General features: G+C 65.8%; 21 protein-coding genes and 1 pseudogene. 10 read left to right on the plus strand and 12 right to left on the minus strand.

Going from position 1 to position 21,836, the window contains the following annotated elements; translation table 11 throughout:
- Positions 1 to 11 precede the first annotated feature (11 nt).
- Positions 12 to 2,204, minus strand: coding sequence for a beta-glucosidase (locus FPZ61_RS04745; RefSeq protein WP_185465201.1), 2,193 nt, complete (start codon positions 2,202 to 2,204; stop codon positions 12 to 14).
- Positions 2,205 to 2,348: 144 nt separating this feature from the next.
- Here FPZ61_RS04745 and FPZ61_RS04750 point away from each other — a divergent pair, with 144 nt between their 5' ends.
- The 3 genes and pseudogenes from FPZ61_RS04750 to FPZ61_RS04760 form a co-directional block, all read left to right on the plus strand.
- Positions 2,349 to 2,600 (plus strand): transposase, encoded by a 252-nt coding sequence (locus FPZ61_RS04750; RefSeq protein WP_185465202.1) that lies wholly within the window; start codon positions 2,349 to 2,351, stop codon positions 2,598 to 2,600.
- Between the two features lie 246 nt (positions 2,601 to 2,846).
- Positions 2,847 to 3,371 carry a DDE-type integrase/transposase/recombinase gene (locus FPZ61_RS04755; RefSeq protein ID WP_185474758.1) on the plus strand — a complete coding sequence of 175 codons (525 nt, stop codon included), beginning with the start codon at positions 2,847 to 2,849 and terminating at the stop codon, positions 3,369 to 3,371.
- Between the two features lie 56 nt (positions 3,372 to 3,427).
- Positions 3,428 to 3,688, plus strand: a pseudogene (locus FPZ61_RS04760) (IS3 family transposase); the annotation flags it as partial.
- 669 nt (positions 3,689 to 4,357) lie between these two features.
- Here FPZ61_RS04760 and FPZ61_RS04765 read toward each other — a convergent pair.
- Both FPZ61_RS04765 and FPZ61_RS04770 read right to left on the minus strand, forming a co-directional pair.
- The gene (locus tag FPZ61_RS04765) at positions 4,358 to 4,552 is read right to left on the minus strand and encodes a hypothetical protein (RefSeq protein ID WP_185465205.1); all 195 of its coding nucleotides are present in this window, start codon (positions 4,550 to 4,552) and stop codon (positions 4,358 to 4,360) included.
- An 84-nt stretch (positions 4,553 to 4,636) separates the two neighbouring features.
- Positions 4,637 to 4,915, minus strand: coding sequence for a hypothetical protein (locus FPZ61_RS04770; protein WP_185465206.1), 279 nt, complete (start codon positions 4,913 to 4,915; stop codon positions 4,637 to 4,639).
- Between the two features lie 315 nt (positions 4,916 to 5,230).
- Here FPZ61_RS04770 and FPZ61_RS04775 point away from each other — a divergent pair, with 315 nt between their 5' ends.
- Complete coding sequence (locus FPZ61_RS04775) at positions 5,231 to 5,770, plus strand: DoxX family protein (RefSeq protein WP_185465207.1); 540 nt, start codon at positions 5,231 to 5,233, stop codon at positions 5,768 to 5,770.
- A gap of 15 nt (positions 5,771 to 5,785) precedes the next feature.
- On the opposite strand, the gene FPZ61_RS04780 is transcribed toward FPZ61_RS04775, so the two are convergent.
- Positions 5,786 to 6,238, minus strand: a complete 453-nt coding sequence (locus FPZ61_RS04780; protein WP_185465208.1) for a secondary thiamine-phosphate synthase enzyme YjbQ — start codon at positions 6,236 to 6,238, stop codon at positions 5,786 to 5,788.
- Positions 6,239 to 6,500: 262 nt separating this feature from the next.
- On the opposite strand from FPZ61_RS04780, the gene FPZ61_RS04785 reads away from it, so the two are divergent.
- On the plus strand, positions 6,501 to 6,734 hold the full coding sequence (locus FPZ61_RS04785) for a hypothetical protein (protein WP_185465365.1): 234 nt from the start codon (positions 6,501 to 6,503) through the stop codon (positions 6,732 to 6,734).
- 13 nt (positions 6,735 to 6,747) lie between these two features.
- Here the strand turns inward: FPZ61_RS04785 and FPZ61_RS04790 are convergent, their stop codons facing one another.
- Positions 6,748 to 7,410 carry a response regulator transcription factor gene (locus FPZ61_RS04790; protein WP_185474759.1) on the minus strand — a complete coding sequence of 221 codons (663 nt, stop codon included), beginning with the start codon at positions 7,408 to 7,410 and terminating at the stop codon, positions 6,748 to 6,750.
- A 65-nt stretch (positions 7,411 to 7,475) separates the two neighbouring features.
- Complete coding sequence (locus tag FPZ61_RS04795) at positions 7,476 to 7,949, minus strand: DUF2721 domain-containing protein (RefSeq protein WP_185465366.1); 474 nt, start codon at positions 7,947 to 7,949, stop codon at positions 7,476 to 7,478.
- A 133-nt stretch (positions 7,950 to 8,082) separates the two neighbouring features.
- Here FPZ61_RS04795 and FPZ61_RS04800 point away from each other — a divergent pair, with 133 nt between their 5' ends.
- From FPZ61_RS04800 to FPZ61_RS04815, 4 genes are all read left to right on the plus strand, one after another.
- Entirely contained in the window at positions 8,083 to 8,505 is a 423-nt protein-coding gene (locus tag FPZ61_RS04800; protein ID WP_185465210.1) for an OsmC family protein, read from the plus strand.
- An 82-nt stretch (positions 8,506 to 8,587) separates the two neighbouring features.
- On the plus strand, positions 8,588 to 10,138 hold the full coding sequence (locus tag FPZ61_RS04805; protein WP_185465211.1) for a carboxypeptidase M32: 1,551 nt from the start codon (positions 8,588 to 8,590) through the stop codon (positions 10,136 to 10,138).
- A 66-nt stretch (positions 10,139 to 10,204) separates the two neighbouring features.
- Positions 10,205 to 10,792, plus strand: coding sequence for an inorganic diphosphatase (locus tag FPZ61_RS04810; protein WP_185465212.1), 588 nt, complete (start codon positions 10,205 to 10,207; stop codon positions 10,790 to 10,792).
- 51 nt (positions 10,793 to 10,843) lie between these two features.
- On the plus strand, positions 10,844 to 11,587 hold the full coding sequence (locus tag FPZ61_RS04815; RefSeq protein WP_255441375.1) for a L,D-transpeptidase family protein: 744 nt from the start codon (positions 10,844 to 10,846) through the stop codon (positions 11,585 to 11,587).
- 2 nt (positions 11,588 to 11,589) lie between these two features.
- On the opposite strand, the gene FPZ61_RS04820 is transcribed toward FPZ61_RS04815, so the two are convergent.
- The 6 genes from FPZ61_RS04820 to rpoD all read right to left on the minus strand — a co-directional run bounded on the left by FPZ61_RS04820 (position 11,590) and on the right by rpoD (position 19,159).
- A complete protein-coding gene (locus FPZ61_RS04820) occupies positions 11,590 to 13,575 on the minus strand; it encodes a chloride channel protein (protein ID WP_185465213.1) in 1,986 nt (661 codons plus the stop codon).
- Positions 13,550 to 14,503, minus strand: a complete 954-nt coding sequence (gene hemC, locus FPZ61_RS04825; protein WP_185465214.1) for a hydroxymethylbilane synthase — start codon at positions 14,501 to 14,503, stop codon at positions 13,550 to 13,552. The genes FPZ61_RS04820 and hemC overlap by 26 nt, the downstream gene beginning before the upstream one ends.
- A gap of 94 nt (positions 14,504 to 14,597) precedes the next feature.
- Positions 14,598 to 15,053 (minus strand): DUF1824 family protein, encoded by a 456-nt coding sequence (locus FPZ61_RS04830; protein ID WP_185465215.1) that lies wholly within the window; start codon positions 15,051 to 15,053, stop codon positions 14,598 to 14,600.
- A gap of 16 nt (positions 15,054 to 15,069) precedes the next feature.
- Entirely contained in the window at positions 15,070 to 15,756 is a 687-nt protein-coding gene (locus tag FPZ61_RS04835) for a phosphatase PAP2 family protein (protein WP_185465216.1), read from the minus strand.
- 37 nt (positions 15,757 to 15,793) lie between these two features.
- Entirely contained in the window at positions 15,794 to 17,596 is a 1,803-nt protein-coding gene (locus FPZ61_RS04840) for an ArnT family glycosyltransferase (RefSeq protein WP_370593372.1), read from the minus strand.
- 126 nt (positions 17,597 to 17,722) lie between these two features.
- Complete coding sequence (gene rpoD, locus FPZ61_RS04845; protein ID WP_185465218.1) at positions 17,723 to 19,159, minus strand: RNA polymerase sigma factor RpoD; 1,437 nt, start codon at positions 19,157 to 19,159, stop codon at positions 17,723 to 17,725.
- Between the two features lie 390 nt (positions 19,160 to 19,549).
- Between rpoD and priA the strand changes: the two genes are divergently transcribed.
- Positions 19,550 to 21,829, plus strand: a complete 2,280-nt coding sequence (gene priA / locus FPZ61_RS04850; protein ID WP_185465219.1) for a primosomal protein N' — start codon at positions 19,550 to 19,552, stop codon at positions 21,827 to 21,829.
- Positions 21,830 to 21,836 lie beyond the last annotated feature (7 nt).

The raw sequence follows: 21,836 nt of genomic DNA on the forward strand, positions 1-21,836 counted from the left end.
AGCGGCATCCCTCAGGGGCAGACGAGCCCGGCCTCCAGCTCCAGCGCCACCGCCAGGCCCTCGTCTTCCACATGCCTGGCCAGCACCAGCCGGTGCAGGCCAGCTTCGGTCACAAAGCCATCCTGGGCCGGATCGAACCTGGCGCAGACCCGCAGGGGGACGGCCAGGGTGATGCGCCGTGCTTCTCCGGCTCCCAGGAGCAGGCGCTGAAAGGCCACAAGGTTTCGAGCCGGACGCTCGACCTCCCGAGCGGGTGGTTCCAGGTACAGCTGCACCACCTCGGCCGCCTCCACCTGGCCTGTGTTGGTGACGGTGACGCTCGCTCGCAGCTGATCCATCTGCCTATCCGCGCGCTGGAGCTCGGCTGTCAGGTCGGAGGCCGTGAAGCGGCTGTAGGAGAGCCCGAAGCCGAACGGAAACGCCGCCGGATGGCCGTCACGCTGCAGGCGCCTGTAGCCATGCCAGAGGTCGTAGACGACCCGCCTCGCCCGGGGTTCGAAGGGCGGCAGGTGGGTGGCCTGGGTGGGCACGGAGAAGGGGAGCCGGCCGGAGGGCGACACCTTCCCGAACAGCACATCGGCCAGGGCCGCCCCCCCTTGCTCGCCCGGGTACCAGAGCAGCAGCAGGCCAGGAACCAGCTGCCGCCATTCCTCCATGAGCATGGCGCCACCGCCCATCAGCACCACCACGGTGCGTGGATTGGCGGTGGCGACCTGGCGAATCAGGGCCACCTGATCCGCGGGCAGGCTCAGGTCGGTGCGATCACCGGCGGCAAAGTCGCCACCCTGGCGGGCTGAGCCGAAGCTGGTGATCCAGGCGAGCAGGTCGGCCACCGGACGCCACAGCGGCATCAGCCGGCGCCGCCCCAGCAGGCGCAGCATCCAGGCGGGCGGAGGAACCAGGCGCAGGATCGGGGCGATGTCCCCCGGGTGGATGTGCTCCCCCTCCAGGCGCCAGTCCAGACCGGCCACCACCACAGCGGCGTCGCACCGCGCCGCCAGCTCCGCTGCTTCTGGGGGGTTGCTGCCGCTGGCCTGCTCGATTCGCAGCTCAGGAGCCGCTGCCCGCAAGCCATCCAACGGCGTCACCACTGTTCCGGGCAGTGGCCTGGTGTCTGAGGATCCCCGATCCCCCAGATTCGCGACCGAAGCCAGTCGGCCGATCACGGCCAGCGAGGTCAGGCCGGTGAAGGGCAGCAGCTGCCCCTCGTTGCGCAGCAGCACGATCGAGCTGGTGGCCGCCTCGCGGGCCAGGGCCAGGTGCTGCTCGCAGGAGCGCCGCGAGGCGGGGTAGGCCCCTGGGGGCACGCCCAGCTGCACCTGCAGCAGCCTCAGCACGGCCTCGTCGACGCAGCGCATCGGTACCCGGCCGTCGGCCACGGCCTCGGGCAGGCAGCCTGCGAAGACCATTCGGAAGGGCATTTCCAGGTCCTGGCCGGCCAGCAGGGCGGCGACGCCATCTCGCACCCCGAAGATGAAATCGCTGACCACGAAGCCTGTGAATCCCCAGCGCTCCTTGAGGATCCGCCGCAGCAGCTGCGGGTGCTGGCCGCACCAGAGGCCGTTGACCTGGTTGTAGGCGCTCATCATCGAGCCGGCGCCGGCCTCCACGCAGTTGCGGAAATGGGGGAGATAGAGCTCGTGCAGCACCCGCTCGCTGACCTGCACGTCGACCAGGAACCGGGAGCTGTCGATTGAATTGAGAGCGAGGTGCTTGACGCAGGCCACGGCATGGCGCTCCAGCCCCCGGGTCATGGCGGCGCCCATGGCGCCCACATGCACCGGGTCCTCCCCGTAGGTCTCCTGAGCCCTGCCCCAGCCGGGGTGGCGGAGGAGGTTGATGCACACGCCGGCCACCCAGTTGGCGCCGAAGGATCTGGCCTCGCGAGCGATGGCCTCCCCGATGCGTTCCTCCAGATCGGGATCCCAGCAGGCACCCCGGGCCATCGGCACCGGGAAGGTGGTGGCTCCACCTTCAAGCACCACGCCACGTGGGCCGTCGACGAACTGAAGTCCCGACAGGCCCAGACGTGGCACCTGCCCCGCCGGCCAGGGATGGCGGTGGGAGGCCTGATCGAGGGCGATATCCGCCATGCCGGACCAGAACGGGGTGTCACCGTCGAGCAGCGCCAGCTTCTCGGCCGTGGTGAGCTCCGCCAGCAGCTCCAGGGCCTGGGCTTTGATCGAACCTCCGGGGTCGTTCATGGTCACTCCCCTTGAGGCCCCTGCTCAATGGTCCTATCCAAACAGGTGCCAGATCACCGCAGAGGACAGAACACCCTCCCCCCCTGCGTCAGGAAAGAAGGCCGCTCGGTCTGACCCATCCACCAGGGGGCCAAACCGAGGACCATGAAACCGATCTATGACCAGGCCATGCGGGCCGAGATCCGCGATCGCATGAGCCCGCCCAACCGGGGGAGCGTGGCGGAGATTGCCCGCTCCACCGGGATCACCACCCAGACCCTCTACAACTGGCGCAGGCAGTGGCAGAACGAGGGGCAGCTGGTGCCGGCCACCAGCTGCCGCCTGAGCAGTGGGGCGCATCGGACAAGCTGGCCGCAGAAAGAAAAAGCTCTTTCGGAGGCGGCAACATTGCTGTAGCGGAACGCTTCCGCGAAGCGGTTGCTCTCAAAAAAAATCGATCAGCTTTGGCTGCGAGAAGAGGAGTCCTGATTCCGCCAGAGCAGAGAAATAAAGCCATGGACTTTCTCTATGAAGGCCTCCATGCAGGAGCTTCCATCAAGGCTGTTGTAGATCTGATCGGCACCTGTTCACGCACTCTGCGGCGCTGGGGGCTTGATATCAGCGACCAGGGATTCAGGGTGGATCGCCGCAAGGGTGCCCCATGTGAAGTGGCTCACAGATTCACGGCGTAAGATCGTAGCCATTCTTGCTGAGGAGAGAGTGGATGTGGGTTCAGAGTCGACGATCTATCGCATCATGCGGCAGGAAGGCCTTCTGAATCATCGTGGCAGGGCCCGATCTCCCCGCGAGCCAAGGCCAGTCCCGGTGCTGGAGGCAACAGGCATCCATCAAGTGCTGGCATGGGATATCACTCTGTTGCCTGGCCCGGCGAAAGGTCAGTTCTTCTACCTTTACATGGTGCTGGATGTGTGGAGCCGCCGCATCCTTGGAGTGGAAGTGCACGAGCGGGAATGCAGCGAGCTGGCCAGCGCATTCTTTGATCGCGTCTGCCGCGATGAAGGAATCAGCAAGGAGACTGCTGCGGTCGTTCACTCGGACAATGGCGCCCCCATGCGATCATTCACATTGGCTGCCAAGATGGCGGAGCTGGGTGTGTCACTCTCGTTCTCGAGGCCGCGCGTGAGCAACGACAACGCCTATGCCGAATCGTGGTTCCGCACGATGTAGACGCAGTCTCGCCGAGCGGTTAATACCACCAGAGTGATCCGCTCAGGCGATTCCGGGATCTGCTCTCGGTGAAAGCCTGGGTGGAAGGCTTTGTCGACTGGTACAACGCTGAGCACCGGCACAGCGGCATCAAGTATGTGACGCCCAATCAGCGGCACTACGGCCAGGCGGATGCGATCTGCGCGATCCGTCAGCAGACCTACGAAGAGGCTCGGCAGAAGCATTCGCAGCGCTGGAGTCGTCACATCCGTGACTGGAGCCTGCCACGGGTTGTGAGCATCAACCATCCCCGTCCCCAGCAACCTGTCGCGGCTTGACCCTCAACAATCCAGGCCCCCGTGGCTGTCCGAGGGCGCCCCTCTGTCAAGCGAACGGCAACAGCCGCGATCAGGGGCCGGACGTCCCAACCCCGACCAAAGATAGCCATGGATGACAACGACACCTCGGCCGCGGGGACACTGAACCTCAACCCGCAGGACACTCAATTTCGGTGCTCAGCTCAGCACCCCGAGCGGACAACTTCCCTGATAGGTCCCGCGACCTGATCGACGTTTGAGGTGGGCGCTTTAATGGATCCACGCCTGGTCATGGATTCTTGAAAAGCCTTTTAGTCCTCATCAGCTGTTGTTTCACATCAATGGCAGTACCTGCCACCGCTCAGACTCAGGACTGCATTCAGCGTTCAGCGCAGCTTCTGAAGCAACTTGGCGCCAGTGCTGCCCGATCCATCGATGCCATGGCTGAGAGGCAACGCCAGCAGCTTCGCTCCCAGGGTTGCGATCCTCAGACCACTGGGTTTGACATCGAGGTCGAAAGCATCAAATTGAACCAGGACCTGGATTCAAGACCCAGGACGCAGGAGCCGTTCCGCTTCGACCAACTCATCAAGATTGATTATTAGTCGTTCATCCTTCATTTCCCTGCCCTGCAGAGCGGGACGGCCTTGGCCTGACGGTTGCTTGATGTCGTCGTGATGAGCGCCGTCGTCAACGTTGTAGCAGCCAGCGCAGCAGCGACAGCGCAATGATCAGGCCGACTCCGGTGTTCCAGATCAAGGACGATCGATTGGACAGGTGCTGGAGCCTGGGCGGCAGAAGTTCTCCCCAGCGCTCCAGCACCCCGGTGGCGACCAGCAGCAGCGCGATCGGGATGCCGATGGCCAGTACCAGATCCCACGCCATGGCCGATCACGCTATGGGGTACTCGCCGTACCCAAGGTCTTCAAGGCTGCTGCAGACACTGTCTTCTGACAACCCTGGCAAGGCTCACAAAGATCTGCCGGGCTGGCTTTCGCTTCTCCTGTTGTGGCGATGGCGGCCGAGCGGTTCGATCCAGTGTTCACGGATGACGTCATTGTGCAGTTTGGCCAGGGGCAAACGGCAGCCGAGCTGGATTTTTCCCTGATCGATCAGACGGCCGAGTCGCAGGGCTGTGGCCTCCTCGACCCGAGAAAAACAGGGCTGCTGCGCCACCACCCAGTCGAGCTCGAGGGGGGTGATCACGCCGCTGGAGAGGGACTCGATGAACAGCTCTCCGACCGTCATGGAAACATTGCGGAATGTAACCATCATGGCTCGTCAGCGTCCGCTCCGTGGACAGACCCCCTGCGGCGTCACGAGAGGGGCTCCTCACATTTCTTAATCCGGCGAGCCATGCTGGGGTGGATCCGCTCTCCAAGCCATGACCACTCTCAACTTGCTCGAAGTGTTTCTGGGCTTCCTGTGCGCATGCGTGGCGCTCTGGACCTACAGCCTCTCCAGGCCTACCAACCCGCAGAACTAAGAGCCTCGGGCGGTCCGGCCGCAGCCATCACCGCCGTTCTGATCTCTCCCCCACTCCCTGTCTCCGTTCCAGATCCGATGTCCAGCTTCCTGAGCCGTTACTTTCTCAAACACGACGTCTTTACCAGCGCCGGCCTTCTCATCCTGCGCCTGGCGATTGGCACGATGATGATTCACCACGGCCAGGAGAAGCTGGCCAATCCTGAAAGCTTCGCTTCCGCCTATCTGGTGCCGTTGCATCTGCCATTTCCGCTCGTGATGGCTCATCTGGCCGGTCTTTGCGAAATCTTCGGTTCCTGGTTTGTGATCCTTGGATTTCTCACTCCGATCGGCGCGCTGGCCCTGGTTGGAACGATGGCTGTGGCTGGCTATCACCACATCCTGACCAGCGGATTCAACATCTATCTGCTCGAGCTTGTGGTGCTCTATCTCGGGGGAAGCCTGGCGATTCTGCTCAACGGCCCCGGTCGCATCTCCATTGATGCTGGAATCGTCTCCGGCCTGTCAGCCGTCGATGACACCTCCCCAGAACGCCCCGTTGGCATCTACGGAGAACCTGCTTCGGTGGTGGTGGGAGCGCAGATCAGCGCAGCCCTGACCAATCGCGGCCGTCACTGAGGGCGCACAGTCCGATCAGCTGCCGATCCAGTGGACGCTCAACTGGCGGCGGTGGGGGCGGCTGCGATGTTCCCACAGGTAAACCGCCTGCCAGCGTCCCAGCAGCAACCTGCCCTCTTCGAAGCTGAGGCTGAGGTTCGTGGCCGTCAGGGCGGTGCGGACATGGGCCGGCATGTCATCCGGACCTTCGTCGTCGTGGGCCCAGGCCCGCAGAGGACCCTCCCCACTGATCGGACGGACTCCCTCCTGGGGCACCAGAGCGCGGAGGTAGGCCGCCAGATCCTGCAGCACCCGGGGGTCGGCATTTTCGTTGATGGTCAGGCTGCAGCTGGTGTGGAGGACTGTCAGGTGGAGCACGCCCAGCCGCAGTCCAGTGGCAGCAAGGCTTGCCTCCAGCTGCCCCGTCAGATCGTGAAATTCCTCGCCGGTGGTGGTGAGCTCAAGCCGGTCCAGGTGCTGGCGCAACATCGGGGGAGGATGGGTTGGAAACGGCGGGAAACGGGACAGGCGCAGCTTCCGGTTGTCGACCAAAGCTTGGCCGTCACCCATCGCTTGCGCCCGAGTCGCGTCTTGTTGCAGAGCCGCACGCCTGCTGGGCTCATGGGCATGCTTCCCAAACTTAGGCTCATGACACGTCCTGCAACCCCCAGCAATGCCTTCTGCTGCGCCTACCCCCCACGCTCCTCGCGTACGGATCGCGGGGCGGAGCGGTGGGACCAGCCGCTGGTGGCTGTGGTTGCTGAGCCTGGCCATCCCCCTGGCCATCGGGGGCTTCGTGGCGGCTGCCCAGGCTCAGAAGGTGGTGCCCAAACTCAAGAGCATGTGTCCACTGGGTTACGTGGATCTGTTCAACGGGAAATGCAGCACTCTTGGTGCAACCACCTACACCGTCACTCCCACCAAAGGGGATGCCTGCCCCTCCGGCTGGATGAACGTGGGAGGTGGCTACTGCCGGCGCCAATGACCCCTCTCGGTGCTCAGCTCAGCTCCTCGAGATGCCAGCTCACCAGGCCCTGGCAGACCGCCATCACGGCAGCCTGCGTTCGCCCGCTCGCCCCCAGTTTCTGAAAGGCTGATCTGAGGTGGCTGCGCACCGTCTCCACCGACAGGTGCAGGCGTGACGCGATCTGTGGATTCTGGTATCCCCGCACCACCAGTTCCAGCACCTCCTGTTCCCGCTCACTCAGGCCTGGCCCTGCCGGATCCCGGCTGGTGCGGCAGGACAGGGCCAGCAGATCCCTCAGCTGGGGCTCCATGTAGAACCCTCCGCCGAGCACGGCGCGGGTGGCTGCCACGAGATGGCCGAAACCCACGCCGCGATCGGCACAGATGCCGTCACAGCGGGCTTCCAGGGCAGCACGGACCAGGGGCGGTGATTCCTCCTCGAGCAGGATCAGACAGGGCAGCTCCGGATGGAGAGCCTTGGCGCGGCGCACCAGCTCCAGGCCGCTGCCGGGGCGCAGGGGGTGGGTCACGAACAGCAACTGCGGCTGTCGCTCACTCAGGAGCTGCAGCGCCTCGCTTTCCCCGGTGGCGGAGCCGAACCACTGGCAGCGATCGCCGATCACACCCGTGAGCAGGGAGATCACCAGCCGGCGGCCACTGGCCACCATCAGGCTCCTGCTCGCCAGCAAAGACATCACCTCCTGGCGTGATTGGGCCGCCTGTTCCAGGAATCCCTCAGAGTTCAACCTGCCCCCGGAGTTCAGTAGTAACGGAGGGGGTTCTGGCGGATCGCCAGCTGCACTTCCAGCAGGAAGAGCACCAGTCCGATGATCAGCGAGGCCATCGCCAGCACGAACACCGGCACCACGATCGCCGTCAGATCCAACGCCGCCACGGCGCTGATGAACATCACGGCGATCACCCCGGCCACCAGCAGAGCGGTGGACGTGGTGCAGAGGATGGCGCGGTTGATCAGGAAGGTGCGGCGGCGCTGAACTTCCAGGGTGCCCCGCAGGCGCTTGGCCTGGGCCAGATCGCTGCGCTCCATCGCTTCCTGGATGAAACGGGTGCGATCGATGATCCGCGCCAGACGGGTGGTGAACATCCCCAGCAGACCGGTGATGCCCGTGAGCAGGAACACAGGCGCCACAGAGAGCTGGATCGCCCTGGAGAGCCCCGCCACGGCGGATTGCTCACTGAGAGCGCGGCTGGTGAAGATCTCGGCCAGCAACATGGAGCTCGACCAGCAGGCCAGTTCAAGGGCCTGTCCCTTCAACTTACCGAGACTGGGACAGTTCATCCCGGCAGAGCCGAGGCTCCGTCAGGATCACTGGACGTTGAAGGCCGGTTCGTCCTTCCCTGTGACGATGACCACGATTCTTTGCCACTACGCGGGGTCCCTGCGCTGCAGCGCCAGCCACGGCCCTTCCGGCTCCGAGCTGGTCACCGATGCCCCCAGCGATAATCAGGGACTCGGGGAGCGTTTCTCGCCCACCGACCTGGTGGCCACGGCCCTGGCCACATGCATCCTGACGGTCATGGGGATCGTGGCTGAACGCCACGCCATCCCGCTCGAGGGTTGCACCGCGCGGGTGGAGAAACGAATGACCAGCGGCGGGATCAGGAAGATCGAGAGGCTCACGGTCTGGGTGGCGCTGCCCGATGGCCTCGACGACGGACAGCAGCGGCTGCTGCGCAGGGCCGCTGAAGGCTGTCCTGTGAAGCGAAGCCTCGAGGCTGCCGTGGCGATGGAGCTGCACTGGGAGACGCTCAGGGCAGCAGCTGGCTGATTCACTGCGCCGGCAAGACCCAGATCTGTTCAGCGGTGGCTGAGCCGCAGCGCCATGCTTGTGGCCACTCACCCTCCTTTCCATGCACCAGCCGGGTCAGGCCCTCCTGCGTCTCCGTGAGCACCTGCACCAGACCCGGTTGCTCGGATCGATCAACAGCGCGCTCTATTACGACCAGAACACCGTGATGCCGGCGGCAGGTGCCGACTGGCGTGGCCAGCAGCTGGCCCTGCTGGCCACCCAGCTGCACGAGCGTCAGAGCAGTCAGGTCTATGCCGATCTGGTGGCGGCGGCCGAAGAGGAGATCAACGGCCAAGCCCCGGCCTCCACGGTGCGCAACCTCCGCCTGCTGCGCCAGGAGCTGGAGCGGCAGCGCTGCCTGGACCCGAAGTTGGTGGAGCGGATCGCCAGGGCCCAGTCCCGCGGCAATGCCGTCTGGCAGGAGGCCAGACGCAGCAATTCCTTCGAGGTCTTTGCACCCGCCCTCGAGGAGCTGCTGCAGCTCCGCCGTGAGCAGGCCGCCCAGCTGGCGGATACCGAACCCGCGGGGCGCAGCCCCTGGGAGATCCTGGCGCAGCCGTTCGAGCCCGATGTCAGCAAGGCCCGCCTCGAAGAACTCTTCGTCCCCCTGGCCGAGGGAATCCCGCCGCTGCTGGAGCGCGTCTGCTCACTCTCCCCTGGGGAAGGTTTCGCTCCGGAAGCTTCCGGGGTCGCCGAGGCCACGGCCATCCCCGAGCCGCTGCAGGAGACCCTGTGCGCGGAACTGCTTGATAGCTGGGGATATGACCCCTCCCGCTGCCAGCGCTCGCGCTCGGCCCACCCCTTCTCCAGCACCCTGGGTCCGGCCGACTTCCGCATCACCACCCGGGTGGTTCCCGGTCAACCCTTCTCTGCCTTTCTGGCCACCGCCCATGAGTGGGGCCATTCCCTCTACGAACAGGGGCTCCCCCGCGGCGACGACCATTACTTCCCCTGGCCCCTGGGAGAAGCCACCTCGATGGGGGTGCATGAATCGCAGTCGTTGTTCTGGGAATGCCGGGTGGCGCGCAGCCAGGCCTTCGCCTCTCGCTGGCATCCCCGCTTCACCAGGGCCCTGGGCGGCGATCCCTGGGGCGGCAGCCACCACTTCTGGCGGGGGCTCAACCCGATGCGGCCCGGCCTGATCCGCGTGGAAGCCGACGAGCTCACCTATGGCCTGCACATCGTGCTTCGCTTCGAGCTGGAGCTGGCCCTGGTGGAGCAGGGGCTGCCGGTGGCGGAGCTGCCCGAGCTGTGGAACCGCCGCATGGGCGAGCTGCTCGGCATCAGGCCCCAGCGGGATGCCGAGGGCTGTCTGCAGGACATCCACTGGGCCGAGGGCCTGTTCGGGTATTTCCCCTCCTACGCACTCGGGCACCTGATCAGTGCCCAGCTGGCCGAGACCATGGAGCGCCAGCTCGGGCCGATCGAGACCCTGGTGGGTTCAGCCGAGGAGCTGCGTCTCCAGCAGTGGCTGGCTCAGACCGTCTGGCCCCTGGGGCGCTCCGTCAACGGCGAAGAGCTGGTGAGCCAGGTCACGGGGGCGCCCCTGAGCGCCACTCCATTTCTCACCTACCTCAGCGACAAGGTGGATCGGCTGCTCGAGGGCGCCTGAGCCGACTGCCGGTGTCGGCAGGCCTGGCGTCCGTAAGATGCCGCCGCAGCCGCTTCGCGACGCCCCATGGCGAACATCGACCACGCCCCAAGCCGCACCATGCTCAACCTGCTGCATGTGCTGCCGGCGTTCGCCGATGAAGCGGAACTGCGGCTGAATGCGATTGTCGAGGTCAACTCGATGACGATCAACAAGTACGAGCTGATCACCGAAACCGGTCATCTCAAGCTCGATCGAGTGGGCTACTCCTCGCTGTCCTATCCCTTTGCCTACGGCTGCATCCCCCGCACCTGGGACGAGGACGGAGATCCCCTGGACATCGAGATCGTGGGCGTCACCGAACCCCTGGTGGCCGGCAGCCTCGTGGAGGCTCGAATCATCGGCATCATGACCTTCGACGACGGCGGCGAAGTGGACGACAAGGTGATCGCTGTGCTGGCCGATGACAAGCGCATGGATCACATCACCAGTTACGAGCAGCTGGGCGAGCACTGGCTCAAGGAAACCCAGTACTACTGGGAGCACTACAAGGATCTGAAGAAGCCCGGCACCTGCAAGGTGAATGGGTTCCTCAACACCCAGGAGGCGGTTCGGATCATCAAGGAGTGCGAGACCCGCTATTTCGAGCAGATTGACGCCAAACTGGTGAACTGATCCGCCCAGGGCGCGGTCGTCGTCCACCTCTCCACAGCTTCAGTTCCTCGCATGCGCTCCAATCCCATTCGTCCAGTGCTGGCTCCCTCCTCTCTGGCCGTCGGTCTGCTCGCTGGTCTTTCCTCCCTCTGGGTCGCCGGTTCCCCTTCGGCTCTGGCCAGTTCCGGTGGGATCATCACCCCCACGGCTCCGATCCCCAGCCCGCCGGCGATCGTGCCGGAGGCTTCCCCGACCGGGGCCGGCCAACCTCCCAGTGCCGAGCCAGCGGGCGCAAGCAGCCCAGCCGCGAAGCTCACGGCACCTTCCACCGACCCCACCAACGCCGCACCTGCACCAGAGGCGCCGCCTGCAGCAGCCATCAAGCAGGAAGTGCCCCAGGCAGCCCCGGTGAGCAACTCCAGAATCCTGCTGGCCCTCGGCAAGCGGGAGATTCGCCTTGAGCGTGATGGCAACGTGTATGGCCCCTGGCCGGTGGCGATCGGTGATCCAGCCACCCCAACGCCTCTGGGCACGTTCAAGGTGATCAACAAAGTGGTCAACCCTCAGTACGTCAGCACCAAGTCAGGCAAGAAAAAGGGCTCCATTGGCCCGAATGGTCCCCTGGGTGATCGCTGGATCGGCTTCAGCACCAAAGGTCCCAACCAGTTCGGCATCCACGGCACTCCCAGTGCCTGGTCCTGGACCGTGAGCTCCCGCTCCGCAGTCACCAACGGCTGTGTGCGCATGTTCCACCAGCACGTGCGCAAGCTGTTCGAAATGGTGGAGGTGGGAACCCCGGTGGTGGTGGTGCGCTGATCTCAGACCTGCAGCTGGCGGGCCAGGGCCCTGGCCATCCCATCCCGGCTGGCCAGACCCACCAAGCTCCTGACCGGCAGCCCGGTGTTCGGCAATCCAGCCGGGAGTAGGTCTGAACTGGGGCTTTCCAAGGCGAAAACGGGCACCTGACGAAGTCCATTGGGTACCAGCTGATCTTCCAGCTGTGCCAGGTTGGCCCCCTCATGCAGCCAGAGCAGGTCGGAGCGTCGGCATTGCTCAAGCGGCAACGGCAGCCCGTCACTGCCGTGGCTGGCGCTGATCGCCCGCTGCAGGTCGACCAGGGTCACCACACCGATCACCCAACCTTCACGTTCCACCACCAGGCAGTGGCCATGGGCTTCAATCAGCAGGCCCAGGGCCTCGCTGGCAGGGGTCGTCGCTGCGAGCACCAGTGGCGCCTCGCCCTCAAGGGCTTCATTCACCATCAGGGATGCCAGTCCCTGGCGCCGCCGCTCCTCGGCTGGATCCGGGCCCAGCAGTCCGGGATCCGCCAGTCCATGCCAGCGCTCCACCAGCACGGCGCTGAGGCCGGCGGCCGCCATCAAAGGCAGCACGATGCGGATGTCGTGGGTGAGCTCGAACAGCAGCAGCAGTGCCGTGAGCGGCGCCCTGGCGCTGCCTGCGAGCACTGCCGCCATCCCCACCATGGCGTAGGCCGGTGGCTCGGCCACAGGCAGCCCCAAGCCACTGTCCCCCAGCAGCTGTCCATAGCCGTTTCCCAGCACCGCCCCCAGGACCAGGGCCGGTGCGAAGCCACCACCCACAAAGCCGGTGGCGTTGCTGACCGCCGTGGCCAGCAGCTTCACTGCCAGCAGGGCCGCCAGGGTGGTGAGCGCCACGCCACCTTCGCTGCCCAGCAGCGCCTCGATTGTGTCGTAGCCCACGCCCAGCACCTGGGGGAACCCCAGCGCCAGGACCCCCACAGCCAGGCCACCGAGTCCGTTCAGCAGCCAGAGGGGTAGACGGGCGCACTGGCGCTGCACGGGCCCACTGCGGCCGGCGGCCAAGAGGCTCACCAGTGCCCACGACATCAGGCTGGCCACCAGGCCCAGACCCAGGTAAAGGGGAAGCTCCAGGGGTGAGCGCACCTCATAGGCCGGCAGGCGAAAGATCGGCTCATCCCCCAGGCAGAGCTGCGTGACCAGGGAGGACGCCACCGCCGCCACCAGCACCGCCCGCAGGCTGGGCCTCCCAGGAATGGCGCTGTAGGCCCCTTCAAAGGCGAAGAACACACCGGCGATCGGAGCTTTGAAACCAGCCGCCAGACCAGCCGCCACGCCTGCGGCCACCAGCGCTTTCTGGGATTCGGGCGGCAGCCCTCCGCGCAGCCCCACCCAGAGACCCAGGTTGCCGCCGCTCTCCACGCTCGGGCCTTCAGGTCCCAGCGAAGCGCCACTGCCCAGGCTCAGGGATGCCGCCACCAGCCGCAGCACGGGCAGGCGTGGCAACGCTTTCACGGCCCCGTCCGCCATCGCCATCAGGCTGGGCAGCCCGGGCCCCAGGTCGCGGCCCAGCTGTCTCAGCAGCCCCACGGCCACTCCCCCCAGCAAGGGGGCCATCACCACAGGCCAGGAGGCCAGCCAGCCGGTGGGCCCGATCGGGGGCAGGGATGTGGGCTCAGGCAGGGGCGCCGGCGGTGGAGGCAGAAAGACGATGCCCCCCAGGCCGATCTGCACAAGGACCTTCAGGGGTGTGCCGGAATCTGGATCCGGGGCGCTGAACACCTCCACCGTGGTCGGATCCAGCTCGTGAGGACTCACCAGGTCGAGCACCCACTCCACCAGGGTGCCGAACATGAAGTTGTTGATGAAGCCCAGCAGGTAATGGAAGCCCACCACCGCCATGCCTGTGAGGATCCCCACCAGCGCAGCCCAGGCCAGCAGGCTCCACTGGAACGGCAGCCCGCGGGTGTCGCCCTCCAGAGGTGCGCCGAAGCCTGCTTCAGGCTTCAGGCCTGACCGCTGCAAAGATCTCCTCCAGAATCTCCCCGGCCCCCTGGCTGCGCAACAACAGGGCAAGGCTGTTGCCGATCGCTTCGGGATCCTGTTGCGGTCCGCGGGCTTCGTCCCGGATCAGGCGCAGGCCATCAAGGCTGGCCACCATGCCCGTGAGCACCAGATCCTCCCCCTCGAAGCGGCTGTTCACGCCAATGGGCACCTGGCAGCCACCTTCGAGCTGGCGCAGGAAGGCCCGCTCCGCCAGACAGCGGCGGGCTGTGGGGGTGTGCTCCAGCACCTTGATCTGCTCCAGCACGACGCTGTCGCCCTGCCGGCATTCGATGCCGAGGGCACCCTGGCCCACCGCATGCAGCGAAATCGAGGGATCGATCAGAGCATCGATGCGATGGCCCAGGCCCAGACGTCCCAGGCCGGCCGCCGCCAGGATCAGGCAGTCATAGTCGCCGGAATCGAGCTTCTCGAGGCGGGTGATCACATTGCCGCGCACATCCTTGAATTGAAAGTGGGGGAAGTGGTGGCGCAGCTGGGCCAGGCGCCGCAGCGAGCTGGTGCCCACCACACTGCCCTCGGGAAGGGTTTCAAGGCTGCATCCCCGGTGGCGCTCATGGAGCACGAGGGCATCAGCGGGGTCTTCACGCTCGGTGACACAACCCAGCATCAGACCCTCGGGAAGGTTGGTGGGCAGATCCTTGAGGCTGTGGACAGCGATGTCAGCCCGGTCCACCAGCATCTGAGCTTCCAGCTCCTTGGTGAAAAGGCCCTTGTCTCCGATCTTGGCGAGCGCCACATCCAGGATCTTGTCGCCCTGGGTGGCCATCGCCTCGATGCTGATCTCCAGGCTCGGGTGGGCCTGGGCCAATGCATCGCGCACCCAGTGGGTCTGGACCATGGCCAGCTGGCTGCGGCGGGAGGCGATGCGCAGAGTGGTGCCAGCCATCAATCGATTCCTCAGCCCGGCCGCGTGGCCGTCGAACAGCGGTCAAGCCTAAGGACCGGGCGGCCCGTCCCAGCCTCCGTGTCCTGCTCCGTGATCAGCCGAAAAAGTCGAGAGGCAAGGGACCCCAGGTGCCGGTGGCCTCCGGATGGCCATCGCTCTGGCCACCGATCAGCAGCCCTTCGCCAAGTCCTGACTCGGTGCGCAGCAGAAAGCGCCCTGTGCGCTGGTTCCCTTTCAGGAATACAGGGCCTTCCACCTCCCCTTCACTCTCGGGTTGCAGAGGGTCCCACCCCTGGGCCGCTTCGCAGGCACGCAGGGCCGCCAGGGCGGTCTGCGCCGAAGGAGCCATCACTCCGACCGTCAACCAGTCGCAGGCCGCCAGACGAGCGTCCAGCTCCCCGCGCAGGGCCTGGCGCTGAACGGTGTCGAGCGGAGGAGCCGTGCGCAGGCCCCTCAGGCTGTCCAGATCCAGGGCCGCCCGCTGATCGGACTGGAGTTGCGGATCGCCGGGGGTGGCGGGGCTGGACGCTGGGGTGCTGCTGGCGTTCATGACGATCTGCTCTGGCTCAGCCACTCTGACGGCTGGAGCAGAAGCGCATGCTCGTCAGGCAGATGCTCAGCCAGATGAAGCCCACGGCTGCTCCGGCGACGATGTCGGTGAGCCAGTGCACCCGGCAGTAGAGCGTGCTCACCCAGATCAGACCCACCCAGAGGGCGGAGCCCAGCACCAGGGGGCGGCGCAGATGCGGGTAGCGCTCCGCCAGGATCGTGCACATCAGGAAGTAGAAGACCACGGCACCGGCGGCATGCCCGCTGGGAAAACTGCGGCCGATCACCTCCACCAGTCGACCCAGGGGCCTGGAACGATCAAATTGCGGTTTCAACCAGCGATCCACGATCAACAGGATTCCGCTGGTGGCGATGGCCAGCCAGATGAGCTGGTTCCATGACCGCTTGATCAGCAGAAAGATCAGGGCCGCCAACACCAGGACCGCGGTGAATCGGGTGCCGCTCAGTTGATAGACCATCACCAGAACACGGCCCAGTCCCTCTGGGATCCGCTCCCCAATCCAGACCAGTACGGCCTCATCGAAGCCGGGATCCTGCTGGCTGAGCACAACCTGCTCGATCAGGATCACCAACGCTGCAGCCAGGCCGCAGGCCAGCAGGCGGGCCGGACCGAACAAGCGAAGCCAGCGGCGGATGGCTGCAACGGTCGGCGCGGAGAGGATCGGGGATTGGGAGGGGATCAAGTGATCAGGCGATCAGATCGTGGGTGTTCCGGGTCACTCATCGTGCCCGATCGTTGGGCGTTGTGCTCCTCGGAACCCGCCAGAGTTGATGACCGCTGCGGCCTTCCAGCAGCGTGGCCCCCGGCAGCAGCCGGGACAGATCCCTGAGCCTGTGCTCCTCCCCGAAGATCAGCACGCTGCTGGTGGCCGACTCCGGACCCATGGGCTCGTTCAGAGCGTCCCGCGCCCCTTCCGGGCTGTCCAGGAAGCGGGCCTGCCGGCGGCTGTAGAAGACGACGCTGTATCGCTTGTAGCCCACCACCCAGAGTGGTTCGCCGGCGCCGGCCAGCTGTCCCGCTCTCTCCGCCAGCTCCCTGACCGGTCGCTGACGCTGGGTTTCCATCAGAGGCGCCAGCGTTGGCACCACCAGGGTGAGCAGCAGAAGCATGGCGGCCAGATCCGGCAGCCAGAGAGCCCTCGGACGGCCCGCTCGCAGCAGCAGGACGACCAGGGCGATCGCACTGCCTGCCAGGATCAAGGCCAGCACAAGCGGCAGCCCGGAACGGGAGAGGGCCTCGGCGAAGCGGGGATAGGCCGGATCCGTGGCGGCCCAGCGCGGCGCCAGAGCGGCAGCAGGGGCCAGGGCCGCGAAGACCAGGGCATTGATCCAGGCGCTCCAGCGCTGGGGCCGGTCCGGCCAGTCCCCGGAGGTGATCTCGCTGTCTGAGCCTGGCGCAGGGGCGACGTTGGCCAGAGGGAACCAGTAGAGGGCCAGCAGCAGGGCTGCGGCAGGGACCAACGGCAGGATGTAGCCCGCCAACTTGGTGGCGGCGGCCGAGAAGAACAGCAGGACAGCCAGAAACCAGACCAGGCAGAACTGGGCCAGCTGGGCCTGGGGGGGCTGCCGGCGCCAGGCCTTCAGCTTCCAGAAACGCAGTCGCACCAGCGCCAGCGGCAGATGGAACGACCAGGGCAACAGCAGCAGCAACACCCAGGGGAGATAGAAGTGCCAGGGACCGGCGTGGCGGTAGAGCACCGATGTGAAGCGCTGGATGTTGCTGAAGCCGAAGAAGCCTCCGAGGAATGCCATGCCATGGGCGTGGGCGGCCAGGACGTACCAGGGCAGCACCACCACCAGGAAGATCAGCGCGACCGGCAGCAGAGGCAAGCGCCGGAGGAAGGCCAGCAGCTGGCCCTGGATGATCAGAAACACCAGTACCACCAGTCCAGGCAACACCAGGCCCACCGGCCCCTTGGCCAGCACGGCGATGGCGCTGAACAGGGGCATGGCCACGAAGCCCAGACGGCGGGCTCCGCTGCCGGGCGGCTGGCTGTAGCTGAGAAAGAAACCGAACAGGCTCAGGGCGATGGCACTGGCCAGAAACATGTCGGTGACAGAACTGCGGCCCCAGCCGATCCATCCCGGATTCAGCGCCAGCAGGGCCGCGCCGAAGGCTGCCCTCCGCCAGCGCGAGCGCAGCTCTTCCTCGCCCGAGGCGCTGAACCAGAGCAACCCGAAGCCCGCCAGCACCACGGCACTGGCCGCAAGGGCCACCGGCAGGCGCGCGGCCCACTCGCTCACGCCGAACAGGCGAAAGCTGAGGGCCACCATCCAGTACCCCCAGACGGGGTAATCAAAGAAAAGCTCGCCATTCCACATGGGGGTGATCCAGTCACCCCGCTCAACCATCTGACGCCCCACCTCCACGAACAGGGCCTCGGTCTTGTCCATCAGGCTGAGGGAGCCGAGGTTCTGAAAGAACGCCAGCCAGCAGAGCAGCAGATAGGCGAAGCCGCTCACCATCCACAGCCGGCGCTGATCTCGCTCCAGCCAGGTCATCCAACCCTGAGTGATCAACACGAAGTCTGGCAAGGGACAGGTGACCATCCTGGCTTCCGCGAGGGTGGATGGTCCCGCCCACCGCGCTGGTGGCCACGGGGCACGACCAGGGGCAGATTCGTTCAGTGCCCGTTCGGGCTGCCGAAGTTACTTGATGTACTCCTTGAGCACACCATTGCGGTTGGGGTGGCGTAGCTTGCGCAGGGCCTTGGCTTCGATCTGGCGAATTCGCTCGCGGGTCACGTCAAAGATCTGGCCAATCTCCTCAAGGGTTTTCATGCGACCGTCGTCGAGGCCATAGCGAAGGCGCAGAACATCCCGCTCTCTCGGACTGAGGGTTGCCAGCACCCCTTCAAGATCTTCCCTTAGAAGATTCTTGGCCACATCCTGCTCAGGATTCTCGATGTCGGCCTCGATGAAGTCGCCCAGGCGTGAATCTTCTTCCTTGCCGATCGGTGTCTCCAGGGAAATGGGGAGTTGGGCAGACTTGGCGATGAAGCGGAGCTTCTCGATCGTCATCTCCATGCTTTCAGCAATCTCCTCCTCAGTGGGTTTGCGGCCAAACTCCTGCGACAGCACCTTGGTGGTCTTCTTGATGCGTGAGATGGTTTCGTAGAGGTGAACGGGCAAGCGAATGGTGCGGCTCTGGTCGGCGATGGCACGGGTGATCGCCTGACGGATCCACCAGGTGGCATAGGTCGAGAACTTGTAACCCTTCTCGTGGTCGAACTTCTCGGCGGCGCGGATCAGGCCGAGGCTGCCTTCCTGGATCAGATCCTGGAAGGAAAGGCCGCGGTTCATGTACTTCTTGGCAATCGAAACCACAAGGCGAAGGTTCGACTGAACCATTTTTTCCTTGGCCCGGCGCCCCAGCATCAGACGCCGACGGAATTTGACCGGTGGCATGTCCACCAGTACCGCCCATTCCTTGTTGTCGGGATGATGACCGTTGTCCTGCTCGAACTGGGCGGCCAGCTCCTCAAGCAGCAGCAGATCAGCGATCTTGCGCGCCAGCTCGATTTCCTCATCGGGACGGAGCAGACGGATTCGGCCGATTTCCTGCAGGTAGACCCGGATCGAATCTTCGGTGTAAACGCCCTTGGGTCCAACCTTGATGCTGGCCAGCGCCTTTTCCTTGGCGGTTATTTTCTTGTCCTTGGCGCCATCGGCGGCACCCAGCAACTGGTCGGCTGCGGCGCTCAGATCCTGGCTGCTCGCGGCCACGGCAGCCGCCTTGCCCGCCTCAGCCTTGGGCTTGGCCTTGGCTCTGGACTTGGGGGCCGCTTTGCTGGCCGTTGTCTTGGCTGCGGCCTTGGTGCCGCTGGTTTTGCCGGCTGGGCTTTTGCTGGTGGCCTTGGTGGCCGCCTTGCGGGTGCGCGTGACCTTGTTGGCCGCCGTCACGGCCGCCGCATCGGGACTGACAGCAGGGGAGTCCGGCGTCTGCCCGTCGTTCGCGCTGGCCTTGGATTTCTTGGCGGCGGCTTTCGGTTTGCCCTTGACCGCCACCTCGGCTCCCGTCTGAGCGGCGACGGTCAGGATTTCTGGAGCGCCTGGCTTGGGGCTGGCGGCGGACACTGGGGTCATAGCGGGGCTGCGGCGGAAAACGGAATGATCGACTGGTGAAAAAGTTGGGTCGAAAGGATCAGTTCTGGCCACGCGGCCAGACAGACGTGCGCGATGACACCATCACGACACAAAATGTTGCTTCAGAGCACCGGTTCTCCTTGGGGAGAACCTGACCCGAGATCAGGCGCCATCAGGTGCCTTTTCGAAGCAGCAGGGGCAACAATGACCTAACGACATGGAACGGCCCGGAGGCCAGGCAGTGCTGTCAGGGGTGTTCGCAGACCGGGAGGCTCGGTGGAGGGTTGCTCCGATCGGCCTGCTCTTCAGGTCTTCCCACTGGACGGAACTCTGCCTGGTTCCGACAGCAGCCAGTTGAGCTGCTCAACGGTCCTATCTTAAGAAGCCCCTATGGGGTTTGCAAGGCGAATCCTGACGCCGCTGGACACGTCCACCACCCCCCTCTGGGTCCAGGTCTGGGTGGAGGCCGGTCGTGAGGGTCGTATCTTCACCTACGCCGCTCCGCCGGAACCCAGGCTTGCGGCCGGGGATCTGGTCCGGCTTCGCCTGAGGGGACGTCGCCAGATCGGCCTGGTGGTGGAGGTCCTGGCAGCGCCCCCGGACGATCTCGATCCCGCCGTGATCCAGCCGGTGGAGGGGCTTCACCAGGCCGCCGCCGTGGACACCCAGTGGCAGGCCCTGCTCCAGGACGTGGCCCATCAGTGCCACACCAGTCTGTTCAGAACGCTGAAGACGGCCTTGCCCCCCGGTTGGCTGGGTCAGCAGACGGGCCGGGCACCGGCACCGGGTCGCACCCAGCTCTGGCTTGAACTGGTGGAGGTCCCCATGCCGCTCACCTGCCGGCAGAGGGAACTCACCGAGCGGCTGCGGGGACGACCAGGCGCGGCGGCCCCAATGACCACGATCACGCAGTGGGGCTTCAGCCGCTCCCTGGTGCAGAACCTTCAGGACAAAGGTTGGTTGTCCAGCAGCAAGAGGCCACTGCCTGACGGCACGGCGGCGCCCGGACCCTGGCCCCACCAAGGGAATCCAGAGGAGCCCCGCCAGCTGAACCCTGAGCAGCAACAGGCTCTTGAGCAGATCCTCGCGGGCTCCAGCGGCCAGGAGTTCCTCCTCTGGGGAGTGACCGGGGCCGGCAAGACAGAGGTGTACCTGCAGGCAGCGGCCGCCTGCCTGGCCTCGGGCCGCAGTGCCCTGCTGCTCACTCCCGAGATCGGACTGATCCCCCAGTTGCTCGACCGCTGCCGGGCCCGTTTTGCCGGGAGCATCCTGGAGTTCCACAGCGGTCTGTCTCAAGGGGAGCGGATCGCTGCCTGGCGCCGCTGTCTGCAGGCCGGTGGCCGGGAGCCCCTGATGGCCGTGGGCACCCGCTCAGCGGTGTTTCTGCCCCTGGCGCCCCTGGGCCTGGTCATCCTCGACGAGGAGCACGACACCTCCTACAAGCAGGAGAGTCCAATGCCCTGCTACCACGCCAGGGAGGTGGCCCGCCTGCGCTGCCGCCAGAGTGGCGCGCGGTTGGTGCTGGGGAGCGCCACACCTGCGCTGGAATCCTGGCTGGCCTGTCGGCGCCCTGGCCAGACCACCACCCTGCTGCGTCTGAGCCAGCGCATCAGCGGTCAGGCCGCAGCGCCTGTGCGCGTGGTGGACCTGCGCCAGGAACTGGCCGAGGGCCATCGACGGCTGATCAGCAGAGCCCTGATGGCGCGCATGGAGCACCTGCAGGAGCGGGGGGAGCAGGCGGTGGTGCTCGTGCCCAGACGCGGCTACAGCAGCTTTCTCAGTTGCCGCAGCTGCGGCGAGGTGGTCGAGTGCCCCCACTGCGACGTGGCCCTCACGGTCCATCGCCTGCGGGATGGCAGCCAGACACTTCGCTGCCATTGGTGCGGTCACCGCCAGCCCCTGGAAGCCCGATGCGGCGGCTGCGGTTCGGCGGCCTTCAAGCCCTTCGGCGCCGGTACCCAGCGGGTGATGGAGCAGCTGGAGCAGGAGCTGGCCGGTCTGCGCCTGTTGCGCTTCGACCGGGACAGCACCCGAGGCAGGGATGGGCACCGACGCCTGCTGGCGCGGTTCGCGGCCGGTGAGGCGGATGTGCTGGTGGGGACCCAGATGCTGGCCAAAGGCATGGACCTGCCCCGGGTGACCCTGGCAGTGGTGCTGGCGGCGGATGGCCTCCTGCACCGACCGGATCTGCGTGCTTCGGAGCACTGCCTGCAGCTTTTGCTGCAACTGGCCGGGCGAGCCGGGCGAGGAGAGCGTCCCGGGGAGGTGATCGTTCAGACCTACCTGCCGGATCACCCAGTGATCCGGCACCTGATTGATGGCCGCTATGACGCCTTTCTCGAGGAGGAACTGGAGATCCGCCGCCAGGCGGGACTGGTGCCCTTCAGCCGAGCCTGCCTGTTGCGGCTTGCAGGGGCCTCCGCTGCGGCCACGGCCACCGCAGCCGCCTCGCTGGCCGAAAGGCTGAGGCCACGGGTGGACCGGGCCCGCTGGCAGCTGATCGGACCGGCACCGGCACCGGTGGCACGGGTGGCTGGCCGGTACCGCTGGCACCTGCTTCTGCATGGTCCACCAGCCAGCGACCTGCCACTGCCGCCTGAGGCCGACCTGCGTGCCGGCCTGGACCGCAGCGTCAGTCTCGCGATCGATCCCGATCCGATCGAGCTCTAGGCCACAC

The sequence above is a fragment of the Synechococcus sp. BSA11S genome, from assembly GCF_014224355.1.
Lineage (GTDB): Bacteria > Cyanobacteriota > Cyanobacteriia > PCC-6307 > Cyanobiaceae > Regnicoccus_A.

Coding starts and splice junctions, on each gene's coding strand:
- FPZ61_RS04830 (WP_185465215.1), bottom strand. CDS start 15,053: ATGAACGCCAGCAGCACCCCAGCGTCCAGCCCCGCCACCCCCGGCGAT.
- FPZ61_RS04775 (WP_185465207.1), top strand. CDS start 5,231: ATGTCCAGCTTCCTGAGCCGTTACTTTCTCAAACACGACGTCTTTACC.
- FPZ61_RS04810 (WP_185465212.1), top strand. CDS start 10,205: ATGGCGAACATCGACCACGCCCCAAGCCGCACCATGCTCAACCTGCTG.
- priA (WP_185465219.1), top strand. CDS start 19,550: ATGGGGTTTGCAAGGCGAATCCTGACGCCGCTGGACACGTCCACCACC.
- FPZ61_RS04750 (WP_185465202.1), top strand. CDS start 2,349: ATGAAACCGATCTATGACCAGGCCATGCGGGCCGAGATCCGCGATCGC.
- FPZ61_RS04765 (WP_185465205.1), bottom strand. CDS start 4,552: ATGGCGTGGGATCTGGTACTGGCCATCGGCATCCCGATCGCGCTGCTG.
- FPZ61_RS04745 (WP_185465201.1), bottom strand. CDS start 2,204: ATGAACGACCCCGGAGGTTCGATCAAAGCCCAGGCCCTGGAGCTGCTG.
- FPZ61_RS04800 (WP_185465210.1), top strand. CDS start 8,083: ATGACCACGATTCTTTGCCACTACGCGGGGTCCCTGCGCTGCAGCGCC.
- FPZ61_RS04770 (WP_185465206.1), bottom strand. CDS start 4,915: ATGACGGTCGGAGAGCTGTTCATCGAGTCCCTCTCCAGCGGCGTGATC.
- FPZ61_RS04805 (WP_185465211.1), top strand. CDS start 8,588: ATGCACCAGCCGGGTCAGGCCCTCCTGCGTCTCCGTGAGCACCTGCAC.
- FPZ61_RS04815 (WP_255441375.1), top strand. CDS start 10,844: ATGCGCTCCAATCCCATTCGTCCAGTGCTGGCTCCCTCCTCTCTGGCC.
- FPZ61_RS04795 (WP_185465366.1), bottom strand. CDS start 7,949: ATGTTGCTGGCCGAGATCTTCACCAGCCGCGCTCTCAGTGAGCAATCC.
- FPZ61_RS04780 (WP_185465208.1), bottom strand. CDS start 6,238: ATGTTGCGCCAGCACCTGGACCGGCTTGAGCTCACCACCACCGGCGAG.
- hemC (WP_185465214.1), bottom strand. CDS start 14,503: ATGGCTGGCACCACTCTGCGCATCGCCTCCCGCCGCAGCCAGCTGGCC.
- rpoD (WP_185465218.1), bottom strand. CDS start 19,159: ATGACCCCAGTGTCCGCCGCCAGCCCCAAGCCAGGCGCTCCAGAAATC.
- FPZ61_RS04790 (WP_185474759.1), bottom strand. CDS start 7,410: ATGTCTTTGCTGGCGAGCAGGAGCCTGATGGTGGCCAGTGGCCGCCGG.